The organism is Winogradskyella sp. KYW1333 (genome assembly GCF_003335675.1).
In the GTDB taxonomy this organism is placed as follows: domain Bacteria; phylum Bacteroidota; class Bacteroidia; order Flavobacteriales; family Flavobacteriaceae; genus Winogradskyella.
In genome coordinates, this window is the sequence record NZ_QPHL01000010.1 from 74,300 (window position 1) to 96,932 (window position 22,633).

The window sequence follows — 22,633 nt, forward strand, 5'->3', positions numbered from 1 at the left end:
ATCTTTATACTCTTGCAATTGCTTCTTTAATTATATCTTCTGAGGCACATAACGAAAATCTAATATATCCTTCACCATTACTACCAAAGACCGTACCTGGAGTAATAAACACAGAATGTTTCTTTAAGATTAAATCTGTGAATTCTTCAGATTTAACATGTGGTGGCAATTTTGCCCAAACAAACATTCCTGCTGAATCGTCATCGTAAGTGCAGTTTAATTCGGTTGCCAATTTCCAGATTAGCTCTCTTCGTTGTTGGTAAACACTATTTAAACTTACATACCAAAGATCAGAGCATTTGAGTGCTTCAATCGCTCCTTTTTGTACACCATAGAACATCCCAGAATCCATATTACTTTTAACCTTAAGTACAGCTTGAACAAAATCGTAATTCCCAACTAACATGCCGACTCTCCATCCTGCCATATTAAAGGTTTTGCTCAATGAATTTAATTCTAAACAAACATCCTTGGCATTACGATAACGCATTATACTTATTGGTTTATCATTAAGTACAAAACTGTATGGATTATCATTAACAATTAATATATCATGACGCTTCCCAAAGGCAATTACCTCATCATAAAACTTATTTGTTGCTTTAGCGCCAGTTGGCATATGCGGATAGCTAATCCACATAATTTTAACTTTACTTAAGTCCAAGCGTTCTAATGCAATGAAATCTGGAAGCCAGTGATTTTCTTCAATTAAATCATAATAAACTGGCTTTGCTTGTAATAATTTGGTAACTGCTGCATATGTTGGATATCCAGGATTTGGGATTAACACTTCATCGCCAGAGTTTAAAAATGCCATTGAAATATGCATTATACCTTCCTTACTTCCTAAAAGAGGAAGCACCTCCGTTTGTGCACTAAGGTTAACCTTATATCTGTTTCTATAGAAATTTGCAATTTCAGTTCTTAACTCTGGTAAACCTTGGTAACTCTGGTATTTGTGAGCCCCTTCATCTAACAAACTATCTTGAAGTACAATAGTAGCTTTATGAGGTGGTTCTAAATCAGGACTACCTATACCAAGATTGATAATTGGTTTACCTTGTGACTTTAAAAACGCAACTTCCCTCAGTTTTTTTGAGAAATAGTATTCTTCTACGTTCTTTAATCGATCTGCTACTTCAATCATAATCTTGCATTTTTATATTCACCCAATATTTTAAAATCATCAGCCATTAATGCTATTATGGATTTAGCCTTTTCGTAGTCTTTATATTCATCAAAAGTAACATCTACAAAAAAGGCATACTTCCATGGTGTATCTATTTTTGGTAAGGATTGTATTTTTGTTAAATTAAGCTTACAATCGCTCATAACATTAAGTATAGTAGCCAAACTGCCACGTTTATGGTCCAAAATAAACTTTAAGGAAGCCTTATTGAGCATCTTTTCGTTTGCTTCTGGACTTTCGCGTTTTACAATTACAAACCTTGTCTCATTATGCTTTATAGTTTGAATACTCTCAGCCAAAACATTTAAACCAAACATTAAGGCAGCATTCTTACTAGCAATAGCCGCAATGCCGAATATCTTATCTTCAGATATTTGTTTTGCAACATCAGCAGTATCTTTTGCTTCAACCAATTTTATATGTGGGTGTTTTTTTAAAAACACTTTGCACTGCAAAAGTGCCATGGGGTGCGAGTGCACCTCTTTAATATCATTAATCGTTTGTCCATCTAAGGCCATTAAACTATGTTGAATATCTAAAAAATATTCACCTACAATTTTAAGATCGTGCTTATCTATTAACGCATAGTTGGGTAATATAGATCCTGCAATAGAGTTCTCTAATGCCATAACGATATCATCTGCCTTACCATTTAATAAACTATCTACAGCACTATCAAAAGACATGCATTCAATTACATTATTACTTCCATTAAAATAATGCTGAACCACTTCGTGATGAAATGAACCTCTAATTCCTTGTATTGCTATTGGCTTGCTCATAACAAAAAAGTCTCGACCAAATCGAGACTTTCATAATTATATTTTATTAAAACATACTAAGCCTCGTTTCTTTTGCTAAAAAAGAAATAAAACCAGCTATAATATGTTTTAAATGTATTCATTGTTATAATTCTCATGCTAAAGTAATTAATATTTTTACAAATAAAAATAAGAGCCTTTTTTTTTGAATATTAATATCAAGAATTAAAGAATTGTCAATATTTAGGCTACAATATTATAGAATACCTATTTTTGAAAAAATAAACTGAAAAATGTCTATTGAAGTAATTAATATATCCAAGTATTACAAGGAGCAAAAAGCGCTCAACAATGTCTCCTTTAAAGTTAAAGATGCTGAAATCGTTGGATTTCTAGGACCAAATGGTGCTGGAAAATCGACTATGATGAAGATCTTAACCACCTATATTAATGCAAATGAAGGCAGTGCGATGGTCAATGGTCATGATGTTTGTATTGACAAGAAAATTGTACAGCAAAGTGTTGGATATTTACCAGAGCACAATCCATTATATACAGATTTGTATGTTAAAGAATACTTAGATTTTAATGCTAATGTATACGGTACGCCAAAATCGAGAATAAATGAAGTGATTGAACTCACAGGGTTAACACCAGAAGCTCATAAAAAAATAGGGCAGCTTTCTAAAGGTTATCGCCAACGCGTTGGATTGGCCAATGCCTTATTGCACAACCCAGATGTTTTAATACTCGATGAACCGACCACAGGATTAGACCCTAATCAGCTCGTTGAAATCAGAAATTTAATTAAGTCTATCGGCAAAGAGAAAACTGTATTTCTTTCTACACATATTATGCAAGAGGTTGAAGCCATGTGCGATAGGGTGATAATTATTAATAAAGGAGAAGTTGTTGCAGATAAATATCTCAAAGAGTTGAGGGACGGACAAGAACAAATAGTTATTGTCGAATTTGATTATAGGGTTGAAGAAGCTTTTTTATTGAAATTACCAATGGTAAAATCAGTAAAAAACCCAAACGGTTTTGTGTATGAAATTACCTTCTCTACCGAAGAAGACATGAGGTCACATGTTTTTGATTTTGCTCATGATAACGATCTTAGGATTTTACAGTTAAATCAAAAAAATACAAGTTTAGAAAGTCTCTTTAGGGAGCTAACTAGTTGAAAATTAAATCTCCTGTATAAATAATTTCAACATCAACAATAGGAGGCTCATTAACAGATATTACATTTCCTGTTCCCCTTATTATACCAGTTAAAGATTGTTGTGGATTAACAATAATATCATTACTCCCTCTATGACTAATTTGTACATTTTGAGCAATTAAATCCTCCCCTTCAAAGCGCCCAGATCCTGCAAAAAATCCAACAAATAACTCGTCTACTTCACCATCTAAATAAAAGAACGAAATATTATTAGATATAACGGAAAGATTTTGTGAGTCAAGACTTAATCTAAAATCACCAACTGTAAATTCACCTTCACCATTAAAATCTTCAGATAACAATGTTAAGTCATCAAAGTTTAAAATACCATTAGACGACACATCATATTGTGAGGATGTTCTTATCTCAGTTATACTAGGTGCTTCCACAAAAACTTTTGTAATACCAAAATCTCTAATATAATTACAAGTGTTATTATCGGTTAATACTAATCTATCTCCAATAACTTCGATCTCAACATCATTAATTAAGTTTTCACCTGTTTCTACTGTTACCTTAAAATCGGGCGCTTCCTTAATGACTAATTCTATATCTCTATTTACTAATATTTGATCAAAACTGTTCACATCAATTTCTACCTGTATAATGTCACCCGAAGTTTGAAAACAATCATTAGCATCTTCGCTATTACAAGCGAATACTAATAGACTTAATATGTAACCTATTTTTTTCATAATCTAACACCTATACCCAATTCTACAGCTTCGGCCTTCGCACCATGTGATTTTAATGTTACCGCTGCAAAAAACTTATTTCTAAAATATCTTTTCAAACCTATTCTAATATAGGTTCGGCCTTCAAAATCAAATGGATAATATACATAATAACCAAGTTGTGTTTCAATTGACATTCTGTTTATAAATAACTCATGTCCTACAAAAAGCCCAACTCTTTTATAATCCTCATCTCCGCTCACATTTTCTTCTGGAAATGACACAGATTGATAATAAATTAATTCTTTAAGAAAATTTGAGAAAAATGCATCTACCCCAAACTGAACAGCACTTGTGTGACTTAATCGTTTATCTGCATAAGCAGACAAAATATAAAACGGAAATTGCCCACTACCTATTACATCACTCTGGTTAATCCCAGATCTAAAGGCTATATTAAATCTAATTGGTTCTGTAAATTTTTCCTCATCCAAATTCTCTATGTATTCCTTTTCAATTTCGGCCAAATTATAGGTTACACCTACATTGAATGCAATGGTATTTATACTTGTATTTGGTGCTTTTACATTAGCATTAGAATAGTGTATTAATGATAAACCTCCTTGTATCCCAAAGTGCTTGAATAGGTTTTCCTTTTTATAATTAACCATTAAGTAAGTTGAACTTAAAAGTCTTGTGCCGAAAGCTATATTTTTGGGATTGTCAATTTTATCATAGGGATTGGTTGTGTAAGCTAATCCTTGTGCAATTCTAAGGGTAAGGTTCCGCTTAAAAAAATAAAAATTATAATGCGCATATAACCCAAAGTTATTACCCAATCTTTCATCAACTAAATCCTGATAAATGAATGACGCACCGTAATCAGGATAATTAAATCGTTGTTCCCACGCTTCTTCTCCATAGGTCTTTTTATTCCAACTAAATATAAAGCCTTGTGGTCTCCCAGATATCAAATGAAGTATATCAGTATTATGAAGCGCAATATTGCCTGAGAAATAATTTAAATCAAAATATGTATTAGAAGTTTTGTCTACTTGAGAAAAGCCAAAAAAACAATATAATATAAAAAGGTAGCTAAGCCTTTGCCTCATAAACTTGTAATTGACCGTAAAAATAATTGTTTTTATTTAAGAGTATCTTAAGCAATTAAGGTTTTCTGTTTACATTTTAATATGTATTTTTGCTCATCAAAATTAGAGGAATGATTTGACTGATTGCAACCTCGGGAAAAAATGCTAAAGACAGTGTAAACTTTCCGAACAATTACGTCAAATCAACACATAAGAATTTACATATGGCGTATTTATTTACATCAGAGAGTGTATCAGAAGGACATCCAGATAAGGTAGCAGATCAAATCAGTGATGCTTTAATTGATAATTTTTTAGCTTTCGATCCAGAATCTAAAGTAGCTTGCGAAACCTTAGTTACTACAGGACAAGTTGTATTGGCAGGTGAAGTTAAATCAAACACCTATTTAGACGTTCAGAAAATTGCTAGAGATACCATTAATAAAATCGGTTACACAAAAGGAGAGTACATGTTCGACGGAAATTCTTGTGGTGTCATATCTGCAATCCATGAACAATCAGAAGACATTAATCGAGGTGTAGATAGGGGAGTAAAAGAAGAACAAGGTGCTGGTGACCAAGGAATGATGTTTGGTTATGCAACCAGTGAAACGGACAATTACATGCCTTTGGCTCTTCATATTTCTCACTTAATATTAAGGGAATTGGCAGAGCTGAGACGAGAAAACAAAGAGATTACGTATTTAAGACCAGATTCTAAAAGTCAAGTTACTATAGAATACAGTGACGATAATACACCACAGCGCATAGAGGCTATCGTTATATCAACGCAACATGATGATTTTGATAGCGAAGAGGTCATGCTTTCTAAAATTAGAAAGGATATGGTGGATATATTGATCCCAAGAGTAGTTAAAAAATTGCCAGAACATATTAAACCCTTATTTACTGAGGATATTAAATATCACATCAATCCTACCGGTAAATTTGTAATTGGTGGACCACATGGTGACACAGGATTAACGGGAAGAAAAATTATTGTGGATACTTATGGTGGTAAAGGAGCTCATGGTGGTGGTGCTTTTTCAGGCAAAGATCCAAGTAAGGTTGATCGAAGTGCCGCTTATGCTACTAGGCATATTGCTAAAAATTTGGTGGCATCTGGTTTATGTGAAGAAGTTTTAGTCCAAGTATCCTATGCTATTGGTGTGGTTGAACCAATGGGAATTTTTATTGAAACTTACGGTACTTGCCCTTTAAATTTAACTGATGGTGAGATTGCAGAAAAAGTTGCTACCCTTTTTGACATGCGACCAGCAGCGATAGAAAAGCGACTAAAATTACGCCAACCAATGTACAGTGAAACTGCCGCATATGGCCATATGGGAAGGGAAAATATTACAGTAAGTAAGACCTTTGAACAACCAAATGGAGAATCCGTAACAATGGATGTAGAGTTATTTACATGGGAAAAACTAGACTATGTAGATAAGGTTAAGGAGGCTTTTAAATTATAGTAGTTGAAATTATATAAGCCTTCTCGTTTGAGAAGGCTTCTTAATTTTATAATGTATAAGTCAACCTTAAAGTTATAAATCGTGGTTGAATAAATGTTTCTGAGCTAAATACTGAGATATTAGATGCTCCATTACTAATATTAGAGTCTATATCTAAAATATTAGAGGCTCTTAGTGAATACTCCCATTTAGCATCTCTATCTTTTCTATAACGTAAGGAAGCATTCCATGTTTTAAAGGCTTCGGTTTGTCCTTGTGTTTCTTGTTCAGTGTAAGCAAAATCCGTAATAAAGGTTAAAGAATCCCATATATATGCATCAAAACGTATTGATGGCGCACGAGTAATAAATTTGGTTGTATTAGATCCTTGTACATTATCTCTAACTGTATATCGATAGCGTAACCTTACATTTGGTGCCTCTCTAAAATTAGTCCGTATTTCAGGAGAATAGCTCTGAGTAAAATTCTCGTTCAATGATTGACGGCCTTGGATAAACTGATTTAACTTACTATAAGAAAAGTTAGCATTTAAACGTGCTCTTAATTTTCCAAAAGTACGTTCTACTCTTCCAAATACAGAAGCAGTTTCATCTGCAAACTGAGAATTAAAAAACGTATTTGTACCAATTACACTTTCAAAATCAGTAAAACTTCGGATTTGATCAATATTTTTATTATAATTTATACTAGCAAAAACATTAGTATAATTAAATAAATTAAAACTTCTATAAAACAGACTTACATTATGGGTTAAAGCGTTTTGTAATTCCGGATTACCATATTGAATACTATTAAAGTTATTTAGCACAAGTCCTTGTGCAATATTAGTAACGTCAGTAAATGTATTAGTCATTCTATAGTTCAACGTTAAAGATTCACTCTTTTTAAATTGAATAAGTGCTTCAAAATCTGGTAAAACATCAAAGAAGTTATCTTTAAAATTATTACCCATTTGAGTGTTTTGATTGCTGTAGGCGTGGAATGATACTCCAGGTGTAAATGTAAATTTACCAGTCTTAAACCTATAATGCACACCTAAATATACATCGCTAAATGTGTAATCCACATCATCATTTGTAGCAGATAACACATTATCAAGTGGATCGGTAATAATTGGTGTTGGATCAAACCTTGAGCCTTCATCTAAAAACTGAAAAATATTAGAATCAAATTTTTGATTACTAAAAATAGTCCCTAAGGTAAAATTGATATTACTTTTTGAGTTAAGAATATTATAGTAATCTAGTTTAGCATCAAGCTTATTACTCTGAACACGTCTATCTTGATTTATATCATAATTAGACTGGTCTAAATCTAAACCTAAACCTGCAGCCGTTCTGTCAAATGCATCTCTATCGTCTGGATTAGGCTCGTCATTATTATCTGGATCATTAACTAACAATGCATTATAAAATGGATCCTCGTCACTCAATAGGTGTTGCACCTCCAAAGCAAATATATTATCCTCGTTTAGCGTGTAATAGTAATTCAAATTTTGATTAATACTATACGGATTAACTTTATTGAGCTGATCTGTATCACCAACTACAGATGAGAATAAGTTTTGTAGTTCCTTATCATCAGATATCTTTGCCAACACATCATAATCCAGTTGATTGTTGAAGTTGGGCTTGTAGGAAGCACTTAGTTTTGCAACAATTTGGTTGGTTGCTTCTCTCCCTCGTTGTACTGTAGATTCATCTGGAGGTAAACCTGTAGATTCATCTTCAGGTGTTAACGGATCATCTTCAATTTCAATGTAGTCAATAAAATTCTCCTCTCGTGTTCTTAATCTACTACTATTATAAATAACAAATCCACTCAAATCTAATGCCTTTGTCGGTGAATAACTAAAATTTACTGTTCCTAATTTTGTTATTACCTCTTGTGCATTGGCAATATTAGTTAATCCACTTAAGCCATTATTGCCTAGATTGATATTTGTACCACTTGTTCTACTTGGCAGCCTAAAGCCTCCACCAAAACCACGCACATCTCTATTAGATAGAGCTACCTCTCCAATATTATTTAAATCACCTATAACATTTATACTGTATTTTGGACTATAATAAAAAAGCTTGGGCTGAAATAAGTATAATTCGTTATTTGGTGAAGGTGCCTGACCTGCACCTGCAGTTATATCTCCAAACCAAAAATTTTCTTTTCCCTCCTTAAGCTTAATATTAATAGCAACATTGTTTTGATTATTCTGCACACCACTGAGTTGTCCAACCTCAGCATAATTTCGTAAAACTTGAATTTTATCGACAGCATTTGAGGGAATATTTTTAGTAGCTAATTTTGTGTCTCCATCAAAAAAATCTTTTCCATTAACAGTTAATTTCTGTACTGCGTTACCTTCAACTTCAATTTGGCCATCTTCATTGATTTCTACACCTGGTAATTTCTCCAAAACATCTTCTAGCTTTCGTTCTGATCCGTTTTTAAACGAATCAGCATTATAAATAAGTGTGTCTCCTTTAATGGTCACAGGCATTTCATATGTTAACTCAACTGCATCTAACGCATTGTCTGGCACAAGAGTGAAATCTCTGGTAATATTTGCTTCTTGTGTAGTTATTACTTCGTTTAGGGATTTTAATCCTATATAACTCACTTGTACTTTATATTTACCATTCTTACCTAACGAAAGGATATACTTACCCTTATCATTTGTTACCGCATAAGACTCCAAAGCATTAGTTTCTTGATTTATAGCTATAACATTGGCAAGTTCTAAGGGTGTGTCAATACTATCTTTTACGACACCTTGCATTTTTAATTGCGCAAAGGAACTGTTAGCTACTAAGGCTAAAAGTAGCACTAAAACTTTTTTCATTTGGTTTGGTTTGTTTAGGTTGGATGTTAGCCTAATTCTAATGAATGGCTCATAAGTTTGTATTGTCTGTTAAGTATAAATTAATTACGCTTACCTCGTCCTCGACCGCCATACATTTCTCTCATTTCTGTCATTTTTTTCGTGACAATGTCATTGTATTGGGCTTGAGTAACTTCATCTCCTTTTTTAGGTTTATTAATATCTTCTTTCTCCTCAGGATTCATAACTATCTTGGTACAAAGGATTGTCGTTCTATCTGCATTCACTTCCAAAATCAATCCTGGAAGCCCCCAATAATCGTCAGGTCCTTGGTTTATTGGAATTTGAGGTGTATACCAAGCAACTACCTCAATGGTCTTTGGTACTTCAATTTCATTCATTGGATCATCTGAATCTGCCTTAGCAGAGTCACCTGAGTCTGTAGAGTCTTTCTTTTTTGGAGGTGGAGGCGTCCTTCGTCTCATACTTCTCCAATCGAACTCATCTAATACCTTGGTTGCAGTAGCTTTAAAACAGGTATATTGACCAATCTGTTTGGTTTCAGTGCCCATTTTCCACTCAAGTGGCTTTAAATCATCCTTTATTAAAAACTGCTTGCCAAAAAATTCTTGATCTTGTAACAATTCTTGGTTTTTTACATTTTTATATTTAGGGCCACCAGTAAAACTACTTGCAAATCCTCCCCATCCTCTGCCAGATCCAGGAGCTTCTAATTTTTCATCTTCCTTATATATTGACTCGGATTTATTGAAAGTAAGAATGTACTCTTTTTCTAAAAAGCTTTTCATATTTTCTTCAATACGCTTTTTCTGATCCGGAGACATTTCCCTACCGCCCCATTGATCCATGTCCATTGTAGTTTTAGACATATAATATGCCTTTCCTTGAAAATCGTTTTGAGCAAATGTATTTAAGGCATAGAGTAAAACTATAAAAGTGAAAGTGAGTTTTAGTAATGATTTATTCATCTTGTCTATTAAGAATTGATTATCCAACAAATGTAACTTAATGATCTACCTATTACATTTGGTTTATCATAAAATTAACATGTTCTATTTTAACAATTATATCACTTTGACTCTATAAAATCCCATTGGTTTATTTCATTGAAGTTAAACTATTGTTAAAAGATTAACTTCTTCTTCTACCACGGTTATCTCTAAATTCTTTCATTTTGGCAGTAATCGTTTTTTGATACTCTGACTTTGTAATTTCTTTACCCTTATCTGGAGCAATAATCTCAACAATCTCTTCAGGGTTCAAGACAATTTTAGAACATAGCATTGTTGTGTTATCTGCACTTACCTCTAGAATCAAACCAGGTAATCCCCAATATTCTAATGGCCCATGACGAACAGGAATTTGAACGGTATACCACGCTTCAATTTCTGTCATTTTTACCTCTGGTACTGTTACCACACCTGTTGAATCTGTAGTTGGTTCTTGATTTCTCAATCTATCCCATGAAAAGTTATACCATGTCAACTCATTAGTTGGTATTGAAGCAGTAGCTTTAAAACATGTGTAGTTTCCTATTTGTTTTGTTTCAGAACCCATTACCCATTCTATTGGTTGCAAATTATCCTTTACTAAGAATTTCTTACCATAAAACTCTTGTGTCTGAATCTGTGTGTTCGTTTTCACATTCTTATATTGATCACCTGGAGTAAAATTTTTACCCCATGAATCAGTAGCACCAGTCATAGCATCCAATTTGTCTTCCTCCTCAAAAAATGATTCCTCCTTATTGAATGTCAGTACATAATTTTTCTCTAATCTATTCTTCATTCTTGCAGCAACTTGCTTTTTCTGCGCTTCACTTAATCGTGCACCCCATCTACCTAATTCCATTTTAGATTTTGAAAAATAATAGGCCTTACCTTGAAATTCTTGTTTAACCTCTGGTTTTGGATTAACTGAAAATGTAAATAGAAGTGCTAAAACACTGATTTTTAATAGAATTGATTTCATAATGGGATAAACTTTTAGTTAAAATTGTCTAACAAATCTATAAATACATTAAACAATACCATCTTGTTTATCATAATATTAACACTAAAAACCACAAGGTGATTTATTTACTACTTCAACGATTTTATTAATTTATTGAATTACCCTCTAATTGAGATGCTTATACTTTCACCTTCTCTACCATCATTTCGTGGTCTATAACGCTCCATCATTTCTTTGGCTTTCTTATCCATAATCTTTTCATAAGCCTCTTGATTAACTTCTTTGCCCTTTGTAGGTTCCGTAATTTCAATTTTATCTTCTGGGTTAAGTACAATTTTGCTACATATAATGGTTAGCTTTCCATCATGAACTTCTAAAATTAATCCTGGTAATCCTTGGTAGTTATTAGGTCCATTATTTACAGGTATTTGCGGTGTATACCATGCAGTCACTATTCGCTCTTCCATTTCAGGCTCCTTCTCTTCATCAAACTCATCATCACTACCAAAAGAAACCCTAGGCTTCTCAACCATTTTTGTATATGTTGCCTTAAAACATTGATATTCTCCGATATACTTTGTGTCAGATTCTAATTTCCAATCAATCTTTTCAATGTCATCTTTAACCAAAAAGATTTTACCATAGGTATCTACTTGGTCAGTATATCTTTGTTCTTTAGTGTTCTTGTAAAGTACATCAGAACCCCCACCTCCACCAATGGATACAATCTGAATACCATCACCCATACCGACATTTGGTTTGTCTAATTCTTCTTCTTGCTTGTACAATGAAGCTTCTTTATTGAAGGTAAGTAGAAATGTTTTCTGAAATTGTTTTTTCATCATTTCCATCATCCTTTCATGCATCTCAGAATTCATGGAGGTACTATCCATTTTAATGTCTACTTTTCTTTGCGTTTTATATGTTGCAACGCCTTGAAAATCTTGTGCATCAATAGCAGAAGCATATACTAATGCTAGGGATATAACTAAAACTCTAATTATTGTTGTCATTTGATTGATGTTATAATTATTCTTTATTCTTGTAATACTTAATTGCTGCATTTCTAATTTTCTCTACACGCTGTACAAATGTCTCTTTATCATCAGAAGTTCCTTCTACTTTGTAGGTCATTTTAGACTTTTTTCCACTAGACATAACTTCTCCGTTGCACACTAACTTAAATGAAACCGATTCTTTTCCCTCACTTAGATCAAACATCTCTTTAACGTCATCTATTGTAAATGTAGATTCTAGTTCTTCAATATTATCTACTGTCACCACAACATCTACACTTTCTACTTTGGTTTCTTCGATCTTTTTTATTATTTCAATTTCTTCAACAGATTTGGTTTGGCTAAAGCCTAAAGAACCGATTAACAATAATAAAGGTAAAATTAATTTTTTCATGTTTTTATATCTTTTGATTAATACAGTACAAATATCTCAACTCAAACCAAGTATTTGAGTTAACTAGTGTTAACGTGTGTTAACCGATTCGTTAAACTATAGAAATACTTATACTTTTGATATATGAATGAAAAACGATATAGATGGATTTTATATGTTATTGTCACTGTAATTGTGGCAACAATAGCAATTCAAATCTATTGGAATTATAAGAATTACCTCAACAATAAACAGCAACTTATCAATGATGTTCAGGTTAGTTTAGACAAAGCTGTAGAGGATTATTATGCCAATTTAGCAGAACGTACAACTGTTGGTATTTTTTTGGAAGGTGACCAACAAAAAGATGCTCTAACTGAAGGTGGAGAATTAGATCAATTATTTAACCAAATTGATAGTATTAAAGGTGAGTTTAAAACGCTAGATTCTTTAAAAATCAATAATATTGAAGGCATCACAATTTTAAGAGGGTCAAAATTAGACTCCATGACCACAATTCATGACGAATTACATCCTACGACTACACCAGACATTTTCAAAAAACGAATAGATAGCATAAAATCAAAAACTCTGGATTTTGAATTGAACGACATAGAAATGCTCACATCTAAAATTGTGGTTTCAATAACAAATGACAGCTTAAATGTTTCAGAAGTTGATAGTCTTTTAAATGAAGAATTTAAAAGAAAACAAATTGAGGTTAAGAGTAAACTTACTTTTCATAAATCTGACATATTGCACCAATTAACCAAGGTTAAAGATTCAATTTCAAAAGCTGAAAGTAAAATTGGTGAGTATAGCCTTTCTGCTATTTCAAAATCTACTTTTCTACCAAAAGGAAGTATCTTAGAATTAAACTATAGTAATGAAACATTTACAATCCTTAAACGAAGTTTAAACGGTATTTTGATCTCGAGCATTTTAGTTTTAGCAGTAATTAGTTGCTTATTTTATCTGTTGAAAATCATCAGAAACCAAAAACAATTGGCTGAAGTAAAAAATGATTTGATAAGTAATATAACTCATGAGTTTAAAACACCAATTGCCACGATTGGCGTTGCCCTTGAAGGCATCAGTAATTTCAACGGTATAGATGATAAAGAAAAGACAAAAAAATACATTAACATGTCTTCTGATCAGCTAAACAAACTGAACCTAATGGTTGAAAAGTTATTGGAAACTGCCACTCTTGATAGCGACAATTTGAGCCTAAATAAAGAACTTATCAATATCAATGACCTTTTAAATTCTTTATTAAATAGATACAGTATCCAATTTCCCAACAAAACCTTTAATCTTAACTTAATGGTAGAAAATCTTATGGCTAAGGTTGATGCCTTTCATTTTGAAAATGCCGTTAATAACATATTAGATAATGCTGTAAAATACGGTGGTGACATTATATCAATTACACTACTATCAAAAGGCGAGAATTTTGACATTACTATTGCAGACAATGGCAATTCTATAGATAAGACAAATAAGAGTAGAATTTTCGAAAAATTTTATCGCATACCTAAAGGCAATACACATGATGTAAAAGGATTTGGTATTGGACTTTATTATACCAAAACTATTGTTGAAAAACACAATGGTTCAATTAACTTAGATTTATCTAATAATTTAACCTCGTTTAAAATTACATTACCTAATGGCTAAAAAAATAAAACTCATTTTAGCAGAAGACGAAATTGCATTAGGCCAAATAATTAAAGAAAGTCTTGAAACAAGAGACTTTGATGTAATTCTATGTGAAAATGGCGTTAAAGCCTTTGAAAAATACAAGTCTGAACAACCTGAAATACTTGTTCTAGAAGTAATGATGCCGAAAAAAGACGGCTTTACATTAGCTAAAGAAATTAGAGCAATTGACAAAAGAATTCCCATTATTTTTCTTACTGCAAAATCTCAAACCGAAGATGTTGTAGAAGGGTTTTCAATTGGAGGAAATGACTACCTCAAAAAACCATTTAGTATGGAAGAGCTCATAGTGAGAATTCATAATTTACTAAATAGAACCCAAGTTCAGAAAACTGCAGATATTTTAAATATTGGAGAATACCAATTTAATTTCCCAAAACAACTTCTACACTATAAAGAAGAAGCACCTTTACAACTTACACATAGAGAAGCACATTTATTATTTCATCTCATTAAAAATCAAAATAAAGTTTTAGACAGGTCTCTCATTCTTAATAAACTTTGGGGAACAGATGATTTCTTTTCTGCTAGAAGTATGGACGTTTTCATTTCTAAGTTGAGAAAAAAACTAAATAAGGATGATAGCATTCAAATTATAAATGTGCGAGGATTTGGCTATAAACTTACCGTCTAGATAAAAACTAAATCAAAATTCATAGCGTTATACTGTGGCTCAATTTTTGTATTTTTCAGAACGGTATGAAAAAAATGTTTTATTTATTCTTATTTGTAGGTACAGTCTGCTTTTGCCAAAATTCCGTTAAAGCCAATTTAGTAGATTCAATGAAAATTGACGTCTTGGATATATTCGGAGTAGATACTTTTGGCACCATGTATTATTCAACCAATGACAATACATTTAACAAAAAAACCAAGGACACTACAATTACATATACCAATTATCAACTTAGTGAAATAAGTACTGCAAATACGTTTAATCCATTAAAAATAAATCTCTTCTACAGGGATTTTAATTCGGTTATTATTCTAGATAATAGACTTGCTGAAATTTTTAAAATTGACTTCAACACGGTAGTTCCTTATAAGAATGTTAGTTATGTTTCTACTGGTTATGACAACACAATTTGGATTTTTAATCAGGATTTACAGCAATTAGAATTGTACGATTACAAAACCAATAAAATAAGACTTAAAACAGTACCCATCCAATCCGAAGTACTAGACTTAAAAAGTGACTATAACTTCTGCTATCTACTTACTAAACAATTTTTATACGTCTATAATTACTTTGGCAGTTTGGTGAAAAAATTTCCTAATAATAACTATGAGAAAATGGAATTTAGCCAAGCACATACTGTTTTAAAAAATAACAATCAGCTTTCTATTTTACCCAAAAACAATTCTGAAATCATACCAATTACACATCCAAATTTGTTAATAAATCAGTTTTTGGTAACCAATGAAACCTTGTATATTTACAACGACGGAATTCTGCGTCAATATCAACTTAAACTAGAATAGATTATGCATGTTGCTGTTGCTGGAAATATAGGAGCTGGAAAGACTACGCTCACCAAATTACTTGCTAAACACTATAAATGGGAGGCGCAATTAGAAGATGTTGTAGACAATCCATACCTAGATGATTTTTACAATCAGATGGAACGTTGGAGCTTTAATTTGCAGGTATATTTCCTTAATAGCAGATTTCGTCAGGTAAACCAGATTCATAGTAGTGGCAAAGACATTATTCAAGATAGAACCATCTATGAAGATGCTCATATTTTTGCACCAAACCTTCATGCTATGGGTTTAATGACCAACCGCGATTTTGAGAACTATTCTTCGTTGTTTGATTTAATGGAATCTTTTGTAAAAGGACCTGATTTATTAATTTATCTGAGAAGTTCAATTCCAAATCTTGTTGCTCAGATTCATAAACGTGGTAGAGACTACGAAAATTCAATTAGTATTGACTATTTAAGTAGATTAAACGAGCGATACGAAGCATGGATACATGGTTACAACAAGGGGAATCTTCTAATTATAGATGTTGATGATCTAGATTTCGTTGATAATCCTGAAGATCTGGGAGGTATTATTAATAAAATTGATGCACAAATTCACGGTTTATTCTAAGCAATAAACCCATGTTTTCTGGCATGTAACAAAGCCTGCTCTCCATTTTCTACTATCAGCACAGGGACTTCGTTATAATCTTCAAAAAGATTACTGATACGTTTCATACGTTTAGTATGCTCTACAGCTCTTAAGTATATTGCCGCAATTCTATTTGGAAATTCTTTTACGACATCTAAATAGATATAAGCATCTTTCTCGCCGCAGTCACCAATTAAAATAAAATTGAGGTTGGGATACGTCTTTAGAATATTGAAAATTTCATGATACTTGTGTGCCAATTCCATTTTTGGGGTTCTATCAAATGGAGTTCTAAAATCTCTTAGCAAAATTGGTCCTTTAGGGAAATTATTGTTTTTTAAAAAAAACGCCAAGTAACGGTATAAATTCCAAGGACTATTACTAACATAAAATATGGGGTTTGCCTCTAAGTTTGTCTTTCCATTATGTAACAAATGATAAAACTCTGCTGAGCCCTCTAATGCTTTCCGTTTATGAGGTGTTTTAAAAAATGTATTTACAACAACTCTCCACTTTAATCTAGAAGTTACACCAGTATGTAGTATCGTATCATCAATATCGCTAATTACACCAAAGCTTGTATTTTGCCTTGGAATAAGCATTTTTCCTTTAAACTTATTACTTAACTGAATCTGCCTTTTCTTACTATTGCTTTTGTAAGAGACATAATATTCTAGCCAACCTTCATCATCAATATGATGTTTTAAGTTATCAGAAGATTTATCCAATAGGAAATACCCTTCTGCATCTGTGCTCGATTTAATAATTTCTTGATTAGGTAAGCTGATGGCCAATGGTGTATTTCTTATCTCATCAGTTTCAAAACGCTTCCAAGAGTTTAAAAGTAAACTAAACCAGTCCTTTTTATCTAAATCTATATCCTCATCTTCTAATGCCCTACCCTTCAAATAAAGGTGTTCATTTGTACCATAGGTGTCAAAAGGTATTATCTGTAATGGATCTTTTTTAAACCAACTCAAATGAAAACAGTTTTTGAAAGTTTGAAGATACTAAAACTATAAGTTATGTCTAGTTTGTAAGTTAAAAAACTAAGGAAAATGTTAAAGTAATAATAACTTCAATTTTTAACAAGTAATTTAGTGGTATTACCTAATAAACTTCAAAAAACCAACTAATCATGAAGAAAATACTCGTCGTTCTTTTAGTATTATTTACTTACGGTACTGTTAGTGCACAATATGAAAAAGAGGATAATATTTCTGTTCCTAACTATAGATTAGCCTCTAAATATTCTCCTACAAACCTTGGGAAAATGGTGCACTCTACTGCAGTAAGACCAAATTGGTTAAAAAAAGGGAATCGATTTTGGTATCAATACAAAACTACAGAAGGCTCTAAATATTATATTGTTGATGCAGACAACAGAACTAAAAAAGAACTTTTTGATAATGAAAAAATGGCCAAGTGGCTTACAGAAATCACTAAAGATCCCTATGATGCAAAGCACCTACCTAGATTCGATTTTAAGTTTGTGAAAAACGATACAGCAATTCAATTTTATGTTACCTCTACAGAGAAAGTAGAAGAAATTAAGGAAGATAAAAACGAAGAAGACAAACAAAAAACGGATTCTACTTCTACCAAAAAGAAAAAAAGTAAACCAAAAATGGTAAACAAGGTTTATCATTTTGAGTATCGCCTTGGTGGTAATTCATTAATCGTATTAGATAATAAAAAGAAGGAAAAAGAAGAATGGAAAAAATGGGCCAATATTGCACCTGATAGCTCCATAGTCCTATTTTCTAAGAACTACAATCTTTATTGGATGGATAAAGAAAACTTTCTTAAAGCAGTAAAAAACGAGAAAGACTCTACCATAGTTGAAAATCAATGGACCAATGATGGTGAAGAAAATTATAGTTATGGTGGCAGAACAAGGGGAGAAAATAATGAGACCAAACTTAAAAATAAGGACAATCGAAAATATGTTGGAGGAACATGGTCACACGATTCTAAAAAGTTTGTTTTCCAAAGACGAGATGCCAGACACATTAAAGATCTATGGGTAATCAACACAACATCTAGTAAAAGACCAACACTTGAAACCTACAAGTATCATATGCCAGGAGAAGATGAATTTTACAAAACAGAAATTCATGTTTTTGATATGCCATCAAAGAGCAGTATTCAGGTCAAAATAGATACGGTAAAACAACAAAGTATTCAAATTTACCGAGCACCTAGAAAAAAATCGACTTACAGAGATGATTTTCAACCATCTCTTTTATTATCTCAAAAGGGGAAAATATATTTCAATACGATAAGTCGAGACCGAAAAAAATTGGATATCTGTGTGGCAGATATAAATACTGGAGATGTTAAAGTATTAATAGAAGAACGCTTTAACACATACATTGAATCTAGACCATTAGTACTATTTAATAATGAAACAGAAATGTTGCACTGGGCTGAGCGTTCTGGTTGGGCTCATTATTACCTATATGATACAGAAGGTAACTTAAAAAATCAGGTGACAAGTGGTTCATATCATGTAGAACGTTCAATTGGTGTGGACGATAAAACAAGAACACTGTATTTTACAGCTCATGGCATTCCAAAAAATCAAGATCCTTACTATGAGCATATGTATAAGATAAACCTTAACGGTACGGCTTTAAGAGCTCTTAATCGTGGAGATTTTAATACTAACACAAGTATGGCTGATTCTAATAAATATTTTGTTAGTAATTATTCTAGAGTTAATACCACTCCGAAGTCAGAATTAAGGGATAGCAGTGGCAAAGTTGTTATGCAACTAGAGGAGGCAGATTTATCCCAATTGTTTGCATCTGGATATCAATTTCCAGAACCATTTATAATGAAAGCTGATGATGGAATTACTGATATTTATGGTGTAATGTATAAGCCTTTTGATTTTGATGAAACAAAAAAATACCCACTACTAGAATATGTTTATCCAGGTCCTCAGACCGAAGCTGTAAACAAATCATTTTCTGTACGGATGGATAGGTTAGATCGAATGGCTCAGGTAGGGTTTATTGTTGTAACCATGGGTAATCGAGGAGGTCATCCAGATAGGTCTAAATGGTATCACAATTATGGTTATGGCAACCTAAGGGATTATGGTTTAGCAGATAAAAAACATGTAGCTGAACAGTTATCGGATAAATATGGTTTTATTGACATCGAAAAAGTTGGAATATACGGTCATTCTGGAGGTGGATTTATGTCTACTGCAGCAATTTTAGTATACCCAGATTTCTTTAAAGCTGCCGTATCTTCTGCCGGAAACCATGACAACAATATCTATAATAGTTGGTGGAGTGAAACGCACCATGGTGTACAAGAAGAAATTGATAAAAATGGCAATGTAAAATATAAATACATGATTGATGACAATCAATCACTTGCTAAAAACTTGAAAGGACATTTAATGTTGATTACCGGTGATGTAGATAATAACGTACATCCAGGTGGTACAATTCGTATGGCTAATGCATTGATAAAAGCAAACAAACGATTTGATTTTATGTTAATGCCAGGCCAACGTCATGGCTTTGGCAATATGACAGAATACTCATTTTGGTTAAGAGCAGATCATTTCAGCAAGCATTTACTCAATCATGAAGCTACTGATATTGATATTACTGAAATGAATAGAGATAAACCCAAAGGCAAATAGCCTAAACTCTATTAAATAGAAAAGCCCTCGCAATTGCGAGGGCTTTTCTATTTAATAAGCTTTTATTTTAGCTTTTAGAAACTTCTACTTTTTCTATAATAGTTTCCACTTCTACATCTTTCTCAGAAGACTTTAAGTTTTCTTCAAAAGCTTTAAGTTGTGCTTCAACCTCAGCCTCAGTACCCTTAAAAGTCTTGCTTTCATTTACTTCTTCGCCATTTACTACCATTGTATATTCTACTGTAGCTTCGGCCTCATTATCATCTGAGATAACAATCTCCTTTTTAATTTCCTCAGTCTCATAAGAAGCCATTCCTGTAGCAGATATTGCAATACTCGGTGCAATTACTAAAGCCACCACTGACATTAATTTTAAAAGGATATTTAATGAAGGTCCTGAAGTATCTTTAAATGGATCACCTACAGTATCACCAACAACAGCTGCTTTATGCGCGTCAGTTCCTTTTCTTCCTTGTTCTTCGATCATCTTTTTAGCATTGTCCCATGCTCCACCTGCATTAGATTGGAATATCGCCATAAGAACACCACAAGTTGTTACACCAGCTAATAGACCACCTAACATTTCTGCTCCACCAATAAAACCAACAGCAACTGGTACGGCTATAGCTAATAGACCAGGTAATACCATTTCTTTAATAGACGCTTGTGTGGAAATCTCAACACACTTATCATATTCTGCAACACCATCAGCTTCGTCAAATATTGCTCTTTGGGCATCAGTTGCTTTAGACATATCAGAATCTACAGCACGCATTACTTCTAAAGCAGCTTTTAATTTTGGTATATCTCTAAACTGACGTCTTACTTCCTCAATCATAGCCATTGCAGCTCTTCCTACCGCATTCATAGACAATGCCGAAAATACAAATGGTAACATACCACCTACTAATAGACCAGCCATAACAGTTGGTTTAGAAACGTCAATTGCTGTTACGTTAGCTGTTTTCATAAATGCCGCGAATAACGCTAATGCCGTTAACGCTGCAGAAGCTATAGCGAATCCTTTACCAATTGCAGCAGTTGTGTTACCAACAGCATCTAATTTATCAGTACGCTCACGTACTTCACTTGGTAATTCTGCCATCTCTGCAATACCACCTGCATTATCTGAAATTGGTCCATAAGCATCAACTGCTAATTGGATTCCTGTATTTGCAAGCATACCAACAGCTGCAATTGCAATACCATACAATCCTGCATAATAATGAGATACTAATATTGCCGCAGCAATAAGAAGAATAGGAATCATCGTAGACATCATTCCCACACCTAATCCAGCAATAATATTTGTAGCACTACCAGTTTCCGATTGCTTTACAATAGAGTTAACTGGTTTAGTCCCGGTACCTGTATAATATTCTGTTACTTTACCAACGGCTAAACCTGCAATTAAACCTGCAATTACAGCAATAAATACTCCTGTTGCACCGCTTGGTAACCCTTCAACAGTTCCAGGAATTAAAGCGTTTATAATAAAATAAGATGCAACCAGCATTAAACCAGCTGAACCAAACTCACCAATATTTAGAGCTGTTTGTGGGTTACCACCATCTTTAACTTTTACAAAGAATGTTCCTATAATAGACATTACTATACCTACAGCTGCTAAAACTAATGGCAAGTATACAGCACCTAAACCATTAAAGTCAGGTGTTATAATAAATGCTCCAAGAACCATAGTACCAATTATAGAGCCTACATAAGATTCAAATAAATCAGCACCCATACCAGCAACATCTCCTACATTATCACCAACGTTATCTGCAATTGTAGCAGGATTTAATGGGTGATCTTCAGGAATACCAGCTTCTACCTTACCAACTAAATCGGCTCCAACGTCTGCTGCTTTGGTATAAATACCTCCACCAACTCGCGCAAATAAGGCAATAGATGAAGCACCCAAAGAAAATCCTGATAGAACATTTAAGACTTCATTTATTCCCCAGCCCATTTCGCTGTAAATCATAAATAAAACGCTTAGTCCTAATACACCTAAGCCAACAACTCCAAGTCCCATTACAGCACCACCTGCAAAAGCTACTTCTAAAGCTTTACCTAAAGATGTTCTCGCCGCACTAGTTGTTCTTACATTTGCTTTAGTTGCAACTTTCATTCCTATGAAACCTGCTAGGGCAGAACAAATTGCACCTATAATAAAGGAAATAGCTACAACACCATTTGACCCTTCTTCATTAATACCTTTAAAGAAAAGTAGTATTGCTACTGCAGCAACGAATATTGCTAAAATTTTGTATTCAGCCTTTAAAAAGGACATTGCACCATCTGCAATATTCTGAGCAATTCTTTTCATTTTGTCCGTTCCTTGGTCTTGTTTGCTTACCCATGCACTTTTAATAAATACAAAGAGTAATGCTAAAACACCAAAAGCTGGAAGCGCTTTAATTAAAATATCCATATTAATATGTGTTAGTTAGTTACTGATTTTTAATGCTGCCAAAAATAGAAAAATATACCTGATAAAAAAAGCCACCTTTAATTAAAG

Annotated in this window: 18 protein-coding genes; 7 read left to right on the forward strand and 11 right to left on the reverse strand. The window is 33.0% G+C overall.

The window, feature by feature from the left end:
* Positions 1-4: 4 nt before the first annotated feature.
* Together DUZ96_RS01510 and DUZ96_RS01515 are read right to left on the reverse strand one after the other, a co-directional pair.
* Complete coding sequence (locus tag DUZ96_RS01510; RefSeq protein WP_114299786.1) at positions 5-1,147, reverse strand: pyridoxal phosphate-dependent aminotransferase; 1,143 nt, start codon at positions 1,145-1,147, stop codon at positions 5-7.
* Positions 1,144-1,971 (reverse strand): prephenate dehydratase, encoded by an 828-nt coding sequence (locus tag DUZ96_RS01515; RefSeq protein WP_114299788.1) that lies wholly within the window; start codon positions 1,969-1,971, stop codon positions 1,144-1,146. The genes DUZ96_RS01510 and DUZ96_RS01515 overlap by 4 nt, the downstream gene beginning before the upstream one ends.
* 272 nt (positions 1,972-2,243) lie before the next feature.
* Between DUZ96_RS01515 and gldA the strand changes: the two genes are divergently transcribed.
* Positions 2,244-3,137, forward strand: coding sequence for a gliding motility-associated ABC transporter ATP-binding subunit GldA (gene gldA, locus DUZ96_RS01520; RefSeq protein WP_114299790.1), 894 nt, complete (start codon positions 2,244-2,246; stop codon positions 3,135-3,137).
* On the opposite strand, the gene DUZ96_RS01525 is transcribed toward gldA, so the two are convergent.
* Positions 3,130-3,873, reverse strand: coding sequence for a head GIN domain-containing protein (locus tag DUZ96_RS01525; RefSeq protein ID WP_114299792.1), 744 nt, complete (start codon positions 3,871-3,873; stop codon positions 3,130-3,132). The genes gldA and DUZ96_RS01525 overlap by 8 nt on opposite strands.
* Positions 3,870-4,964, reverse strand: coding sequence for an acyloxyacyl hydrolase (locus DUZ96_RS01530; protein WP_114299794.1), 1,095 nt, complete (start codon positions 4,962-4,964; stop codon positions 3,870-3,872). Before DUZ96_RS01530 ends, DUZ96_RS01525 begins: the two co-directional genes overlap by 4 nt.
* 203 nt (positions 4,965-5,167) lie before the next feature.
* Between DUZ96_RS01530 and metK the strand changes: the two genes are divergently transcribed.
* On the forward strand, positions 5,168-6,421 hold the full coding sequence (metK, locus tag DUZ96_RS01535) for a methionine adenosyltransferase (protein WP_114299796.1): 1,254 nt from the start codon (positions 5,168-5,170) through the stop codon (positions 6,419-6,421).
* A gap of 46 nt (positions 6,422-6,467) precedes the next feature.
* Here metK and DUZ96_RS01540 read toward each other — a convergent pair whose 3' ends face one another.
* The 5 genes from DUZ96_RS01540 to DUZ96_RS01560 form a co-directional block, all read right to left on the reverse strand.
* Complete coding sequence (locus DUZ96_RS01540; protein WP_114299798.1) at positions 6,468-9,260, reverse strand: TonB-dependent receptor; 2,793 nt, start codon at positions 9,258-9,260, stop codon at positions 6,468-6,470.
* A gap of 80 nt (positions 9,261-9,340) precedes the next feature.
* Complete coding sequence (locus DUZ96_RS01545; protein WP_114299800.1) at positions 9,341-10,228, reverse strand: GLPGLI family protein; 888 nt, start codon at positions 10,226-10,228, stop codon at positions 9,341-9,343.
* Between the two features lie 163 nt (positions 10,229-10,391).
* The gene (locus tag DUZ96_RS01550; RefSeq protein ID WP_114299802.1) at positions 10,392-11,231 is read right to left on the reverse strand and encodes a GLPGLI family protein; all 840 of its coding nucleotides are present in this window, start codon (positions 11,229-11,231) and stop codon (positions 10,392-10,394) included.
* Between the two features lie 140 nt (positions 11,232-11,371).
* Complete coding sequence (locus tag DUZ96_RS01555) at positions 11,372-12,226, reverse strand: GLPGLI family protein (protein ID WP_114299885.1); 855 nt, start codon at positions 12,224-12,226, stop codon at positions 11,372-11,374.
* Positions 12,227-12,242: 16 nt separating this feature from the next.
* On the reverse strand, positions 12,243-12,623 hold the full coding sequence (locus DUZ96_RS01560; RefSeq protein WP_114299804.1) for a hypothetical protein: 381 nt from the start codon (positions 12,621-12,623) through the stop codon (positions 12,243-12,245).
* A 123-nt stretch (positions 12,624-12,746) separates the two neighbouring features.
* Between DUZ96_RS01560 and DUZ96_RS01565 the strand changes: the two genes are divergently transcribed.
* From DUZ96_RS01565 to DUZ96_RS01580, 4 genes are all read left to right on the forward strand, one after another.
* Entirely contained in the window at positions 12,747-14,282 is a 1,536-nt protein-coding gene (locus DUZ96_RS01565) for a sensor histidine kinase KdpD (protein WP_114299806.1), read from the forward strand.
* Positions 14,275-14,958, forward strand: a complete 684-nt coding sequence (locus tag DUZ96_RS01570) for a response regulator transcription factor (protein ID WP_114299807.1) — start codon at positions 14,275-14,277, stop codon at positions 14,956-14,958. Before DUZ96_RS01565 ends, DUZ96_RS01570 begins: the two co-directional genes overlap by 8 nt.
* Positions 14,959-15,107: 149 nt before the next feature.
* Positions 15,108-15,806 carry a hypothetical protein gene (locus tag DUZ96_RS01575; RefSeq protein ID WP_258774288.1) on the forward strand — a complete coding sequence of 233 codons (699 nt, stop codon included), beginning with the start codon at positions 15,108-15,110 and terminating at the stop codon, positions 15,804-15,806.
* A gap of 3 nt (positions 15,807-15,809) precedes the next feature.
* Entirely contained in the window at positions 15,810-16,424 is a 615-nt protein-coding gene (locus DUZ96_RS01580; RefSeq protein WP_114299811.1) for a deoxynucleoside kinase, read from the forward strand.
* Here the strand turns inward: DUZ96_RS01580 and DUZ96_RS01585 are convergent.
* On the reverse strand, positions 16,421-17,425 hold the full coding sequence (locus DUZ96_RS01585) for an App1 family protein (protein WP_114299813.1): 1,005 nt from the start codon (positions 17,423-17,425) through the stop codon (positions 16,421-16,423). The two genes, DUZ96_RS01580 and DUZ96_RS01585, sit on opposite strands and share 4 nt — an antisense overlap.
* A gap of 158 nt (positions 17,426-17,583) precedes the next feature.
* Between DUZ96_RS01585 and DUZ96_RS01590 the strand changes: the two genes are divergently transcribed.
* Positions 17,584-20,109, forward strand: coding sequence for a DPP IV N-terminal domain-containing protein (locus tag DUZ96_RS01590; RefSeq protein WP_114299815.1), 2,526 nt, complete (start codon positions 17,584-17,586; stop codon positions 20,107-20,109).
* Positions 20,110-20,176: 67 nt separating this feature from the next.
* Here the strand turns inward: DUZ96_RS01590 and DUZ96_RS01595 are convergent, their stop codons facing one another.
* Positions 20,177-22,546, reverse strand: a complete 2,370-nt coding sequence (locus tag DUZ96_RS01595; protein WP_114299817.1) for a sodium-translocating pyrophosphatase — start codon at positions 22,544-22,546, stop codon at positions 20,177-20,179.
* Between the last annotated feature and the right edge of the window lie 87 nt (positions 22,547-22,633).

Bases quoted from the DNA above. Each gene is read 5' to 3' on its own strand.
- DUZ96_RS01515 (WP_114299788.1), bottom strand. From the start codon at position 1,971: ATGAGCAAGCCAATAGCAATACAAGGAATTAGAGGTTCATTTCATCAC.
- DUZ96_RS01525 (WP_114299792.1), bottom strand. From the start codon at position 3,873: ATGAAAAAAATAGGTTACATATTAAGTCTATTAGTATTCGCTTGTAAT.
- DUZ96_RS01555 (WP_114299885.1), bottom strand. From the start codon at position 12,226: ATGACAACAATAATTAGAGTTTTAGTTATATCCCTAGCATTAGTATAT.
- DUZ96_RS01550 (WP_114299802.1), bottom strand. From the start codon at position 11,231: ATGAAATCAATTCTATTAAAAATCAGTGTTTTAGCACTTCTATTTACA.
- DUZ96_RS01580 (WP_114299811.1), top strand. From the start codon at position 15,810: ATGCATGTTGCTGTTGCTGGAAATATAGGAGCTGGAAAGACTACGCTC.
- DUZ96_RS01565 (WP_114299806.1), top strand. From the start codon at position 12,747: ATGAATGAAAAACGATATAGATGGATTTTATATGTTATTGTCACTGTA.
- DUZ96_RS01570 (WP_114299807.1), top strand. From the start codon at position 14,275: ATGGCTAAAAAAATAAAACTCATTTTAGCAGAAGACGAAATTGCATTA.
- gldA (WP_114299790.1), top strand. From the start codon at position 2,244: ATGTCTATTGAAGTAATTAATATATCCAAGTATTACAAGGAGCAAAAA.
- DUZ96_RS01595 (WP_114299817.1), bottom strand. From the start codon at position 22,546: ATGGATATTTTAATTAAAGCGCTTCCAGCTTTTGGTGTTTTAGCATTA.
- metK (WP_114299796.1), top strand. From the start codon at position 5,168: ATGGCGTATTTATTTACATCAGAGAGTGTATCAGAAGGACATCCAGAT.
- DUZ96_RS01560 (WP_114299804.1), bottom strand. From the start codon at position 12,623: ATGAAAAAATTAATTTTACCTTTATTATTGTTAATCGGTTCTTTAGGC.
- DUZ96_RS01590 (WP_114299815.1), top strand. From the start codon at position 17,584: ATGAAGAAAATACTCGTCGTTCTTTTAGTATTATTTACTTACGGTACT.
- DUZ96_RS01545 (WP_114299800.1), bottom strand. From the start codon at position 10,228: ATGAATAAATCATTACTAAAACTCACTTTCACTTTTATAGTTTTACTC.
- DUZ96_RS01510 (WP_114299786.1), bottom strand. From the start codon at position 1,147: ATGATTGAAGTAGCAGATCGATTAAAGAACGTAGAAGAATACTATTTC.
- DUZ96_RS01575 (WP_258774288.1), top strand. From the start codon at position 15,108: ATGAAAATTGACGTCTTGGATATATTCGGAGTAGATACTTTTGGCACC.
- DUZ96_RS01540 (WP_114299798.1), bottom strand. From the start codon at position 9,260: ATGAAAAAAGTTTTAGTGCTACTTTTAGCCTTAGTAGCTAACAGTTCC.
- DUZ96_RS01530 (WP_114299794.1), bottom strand. From the start codon at position 4,964: ATGAGGCAAAGGCTTAGCTACCTTTTTATATTATATTGTTTTTTTGGC.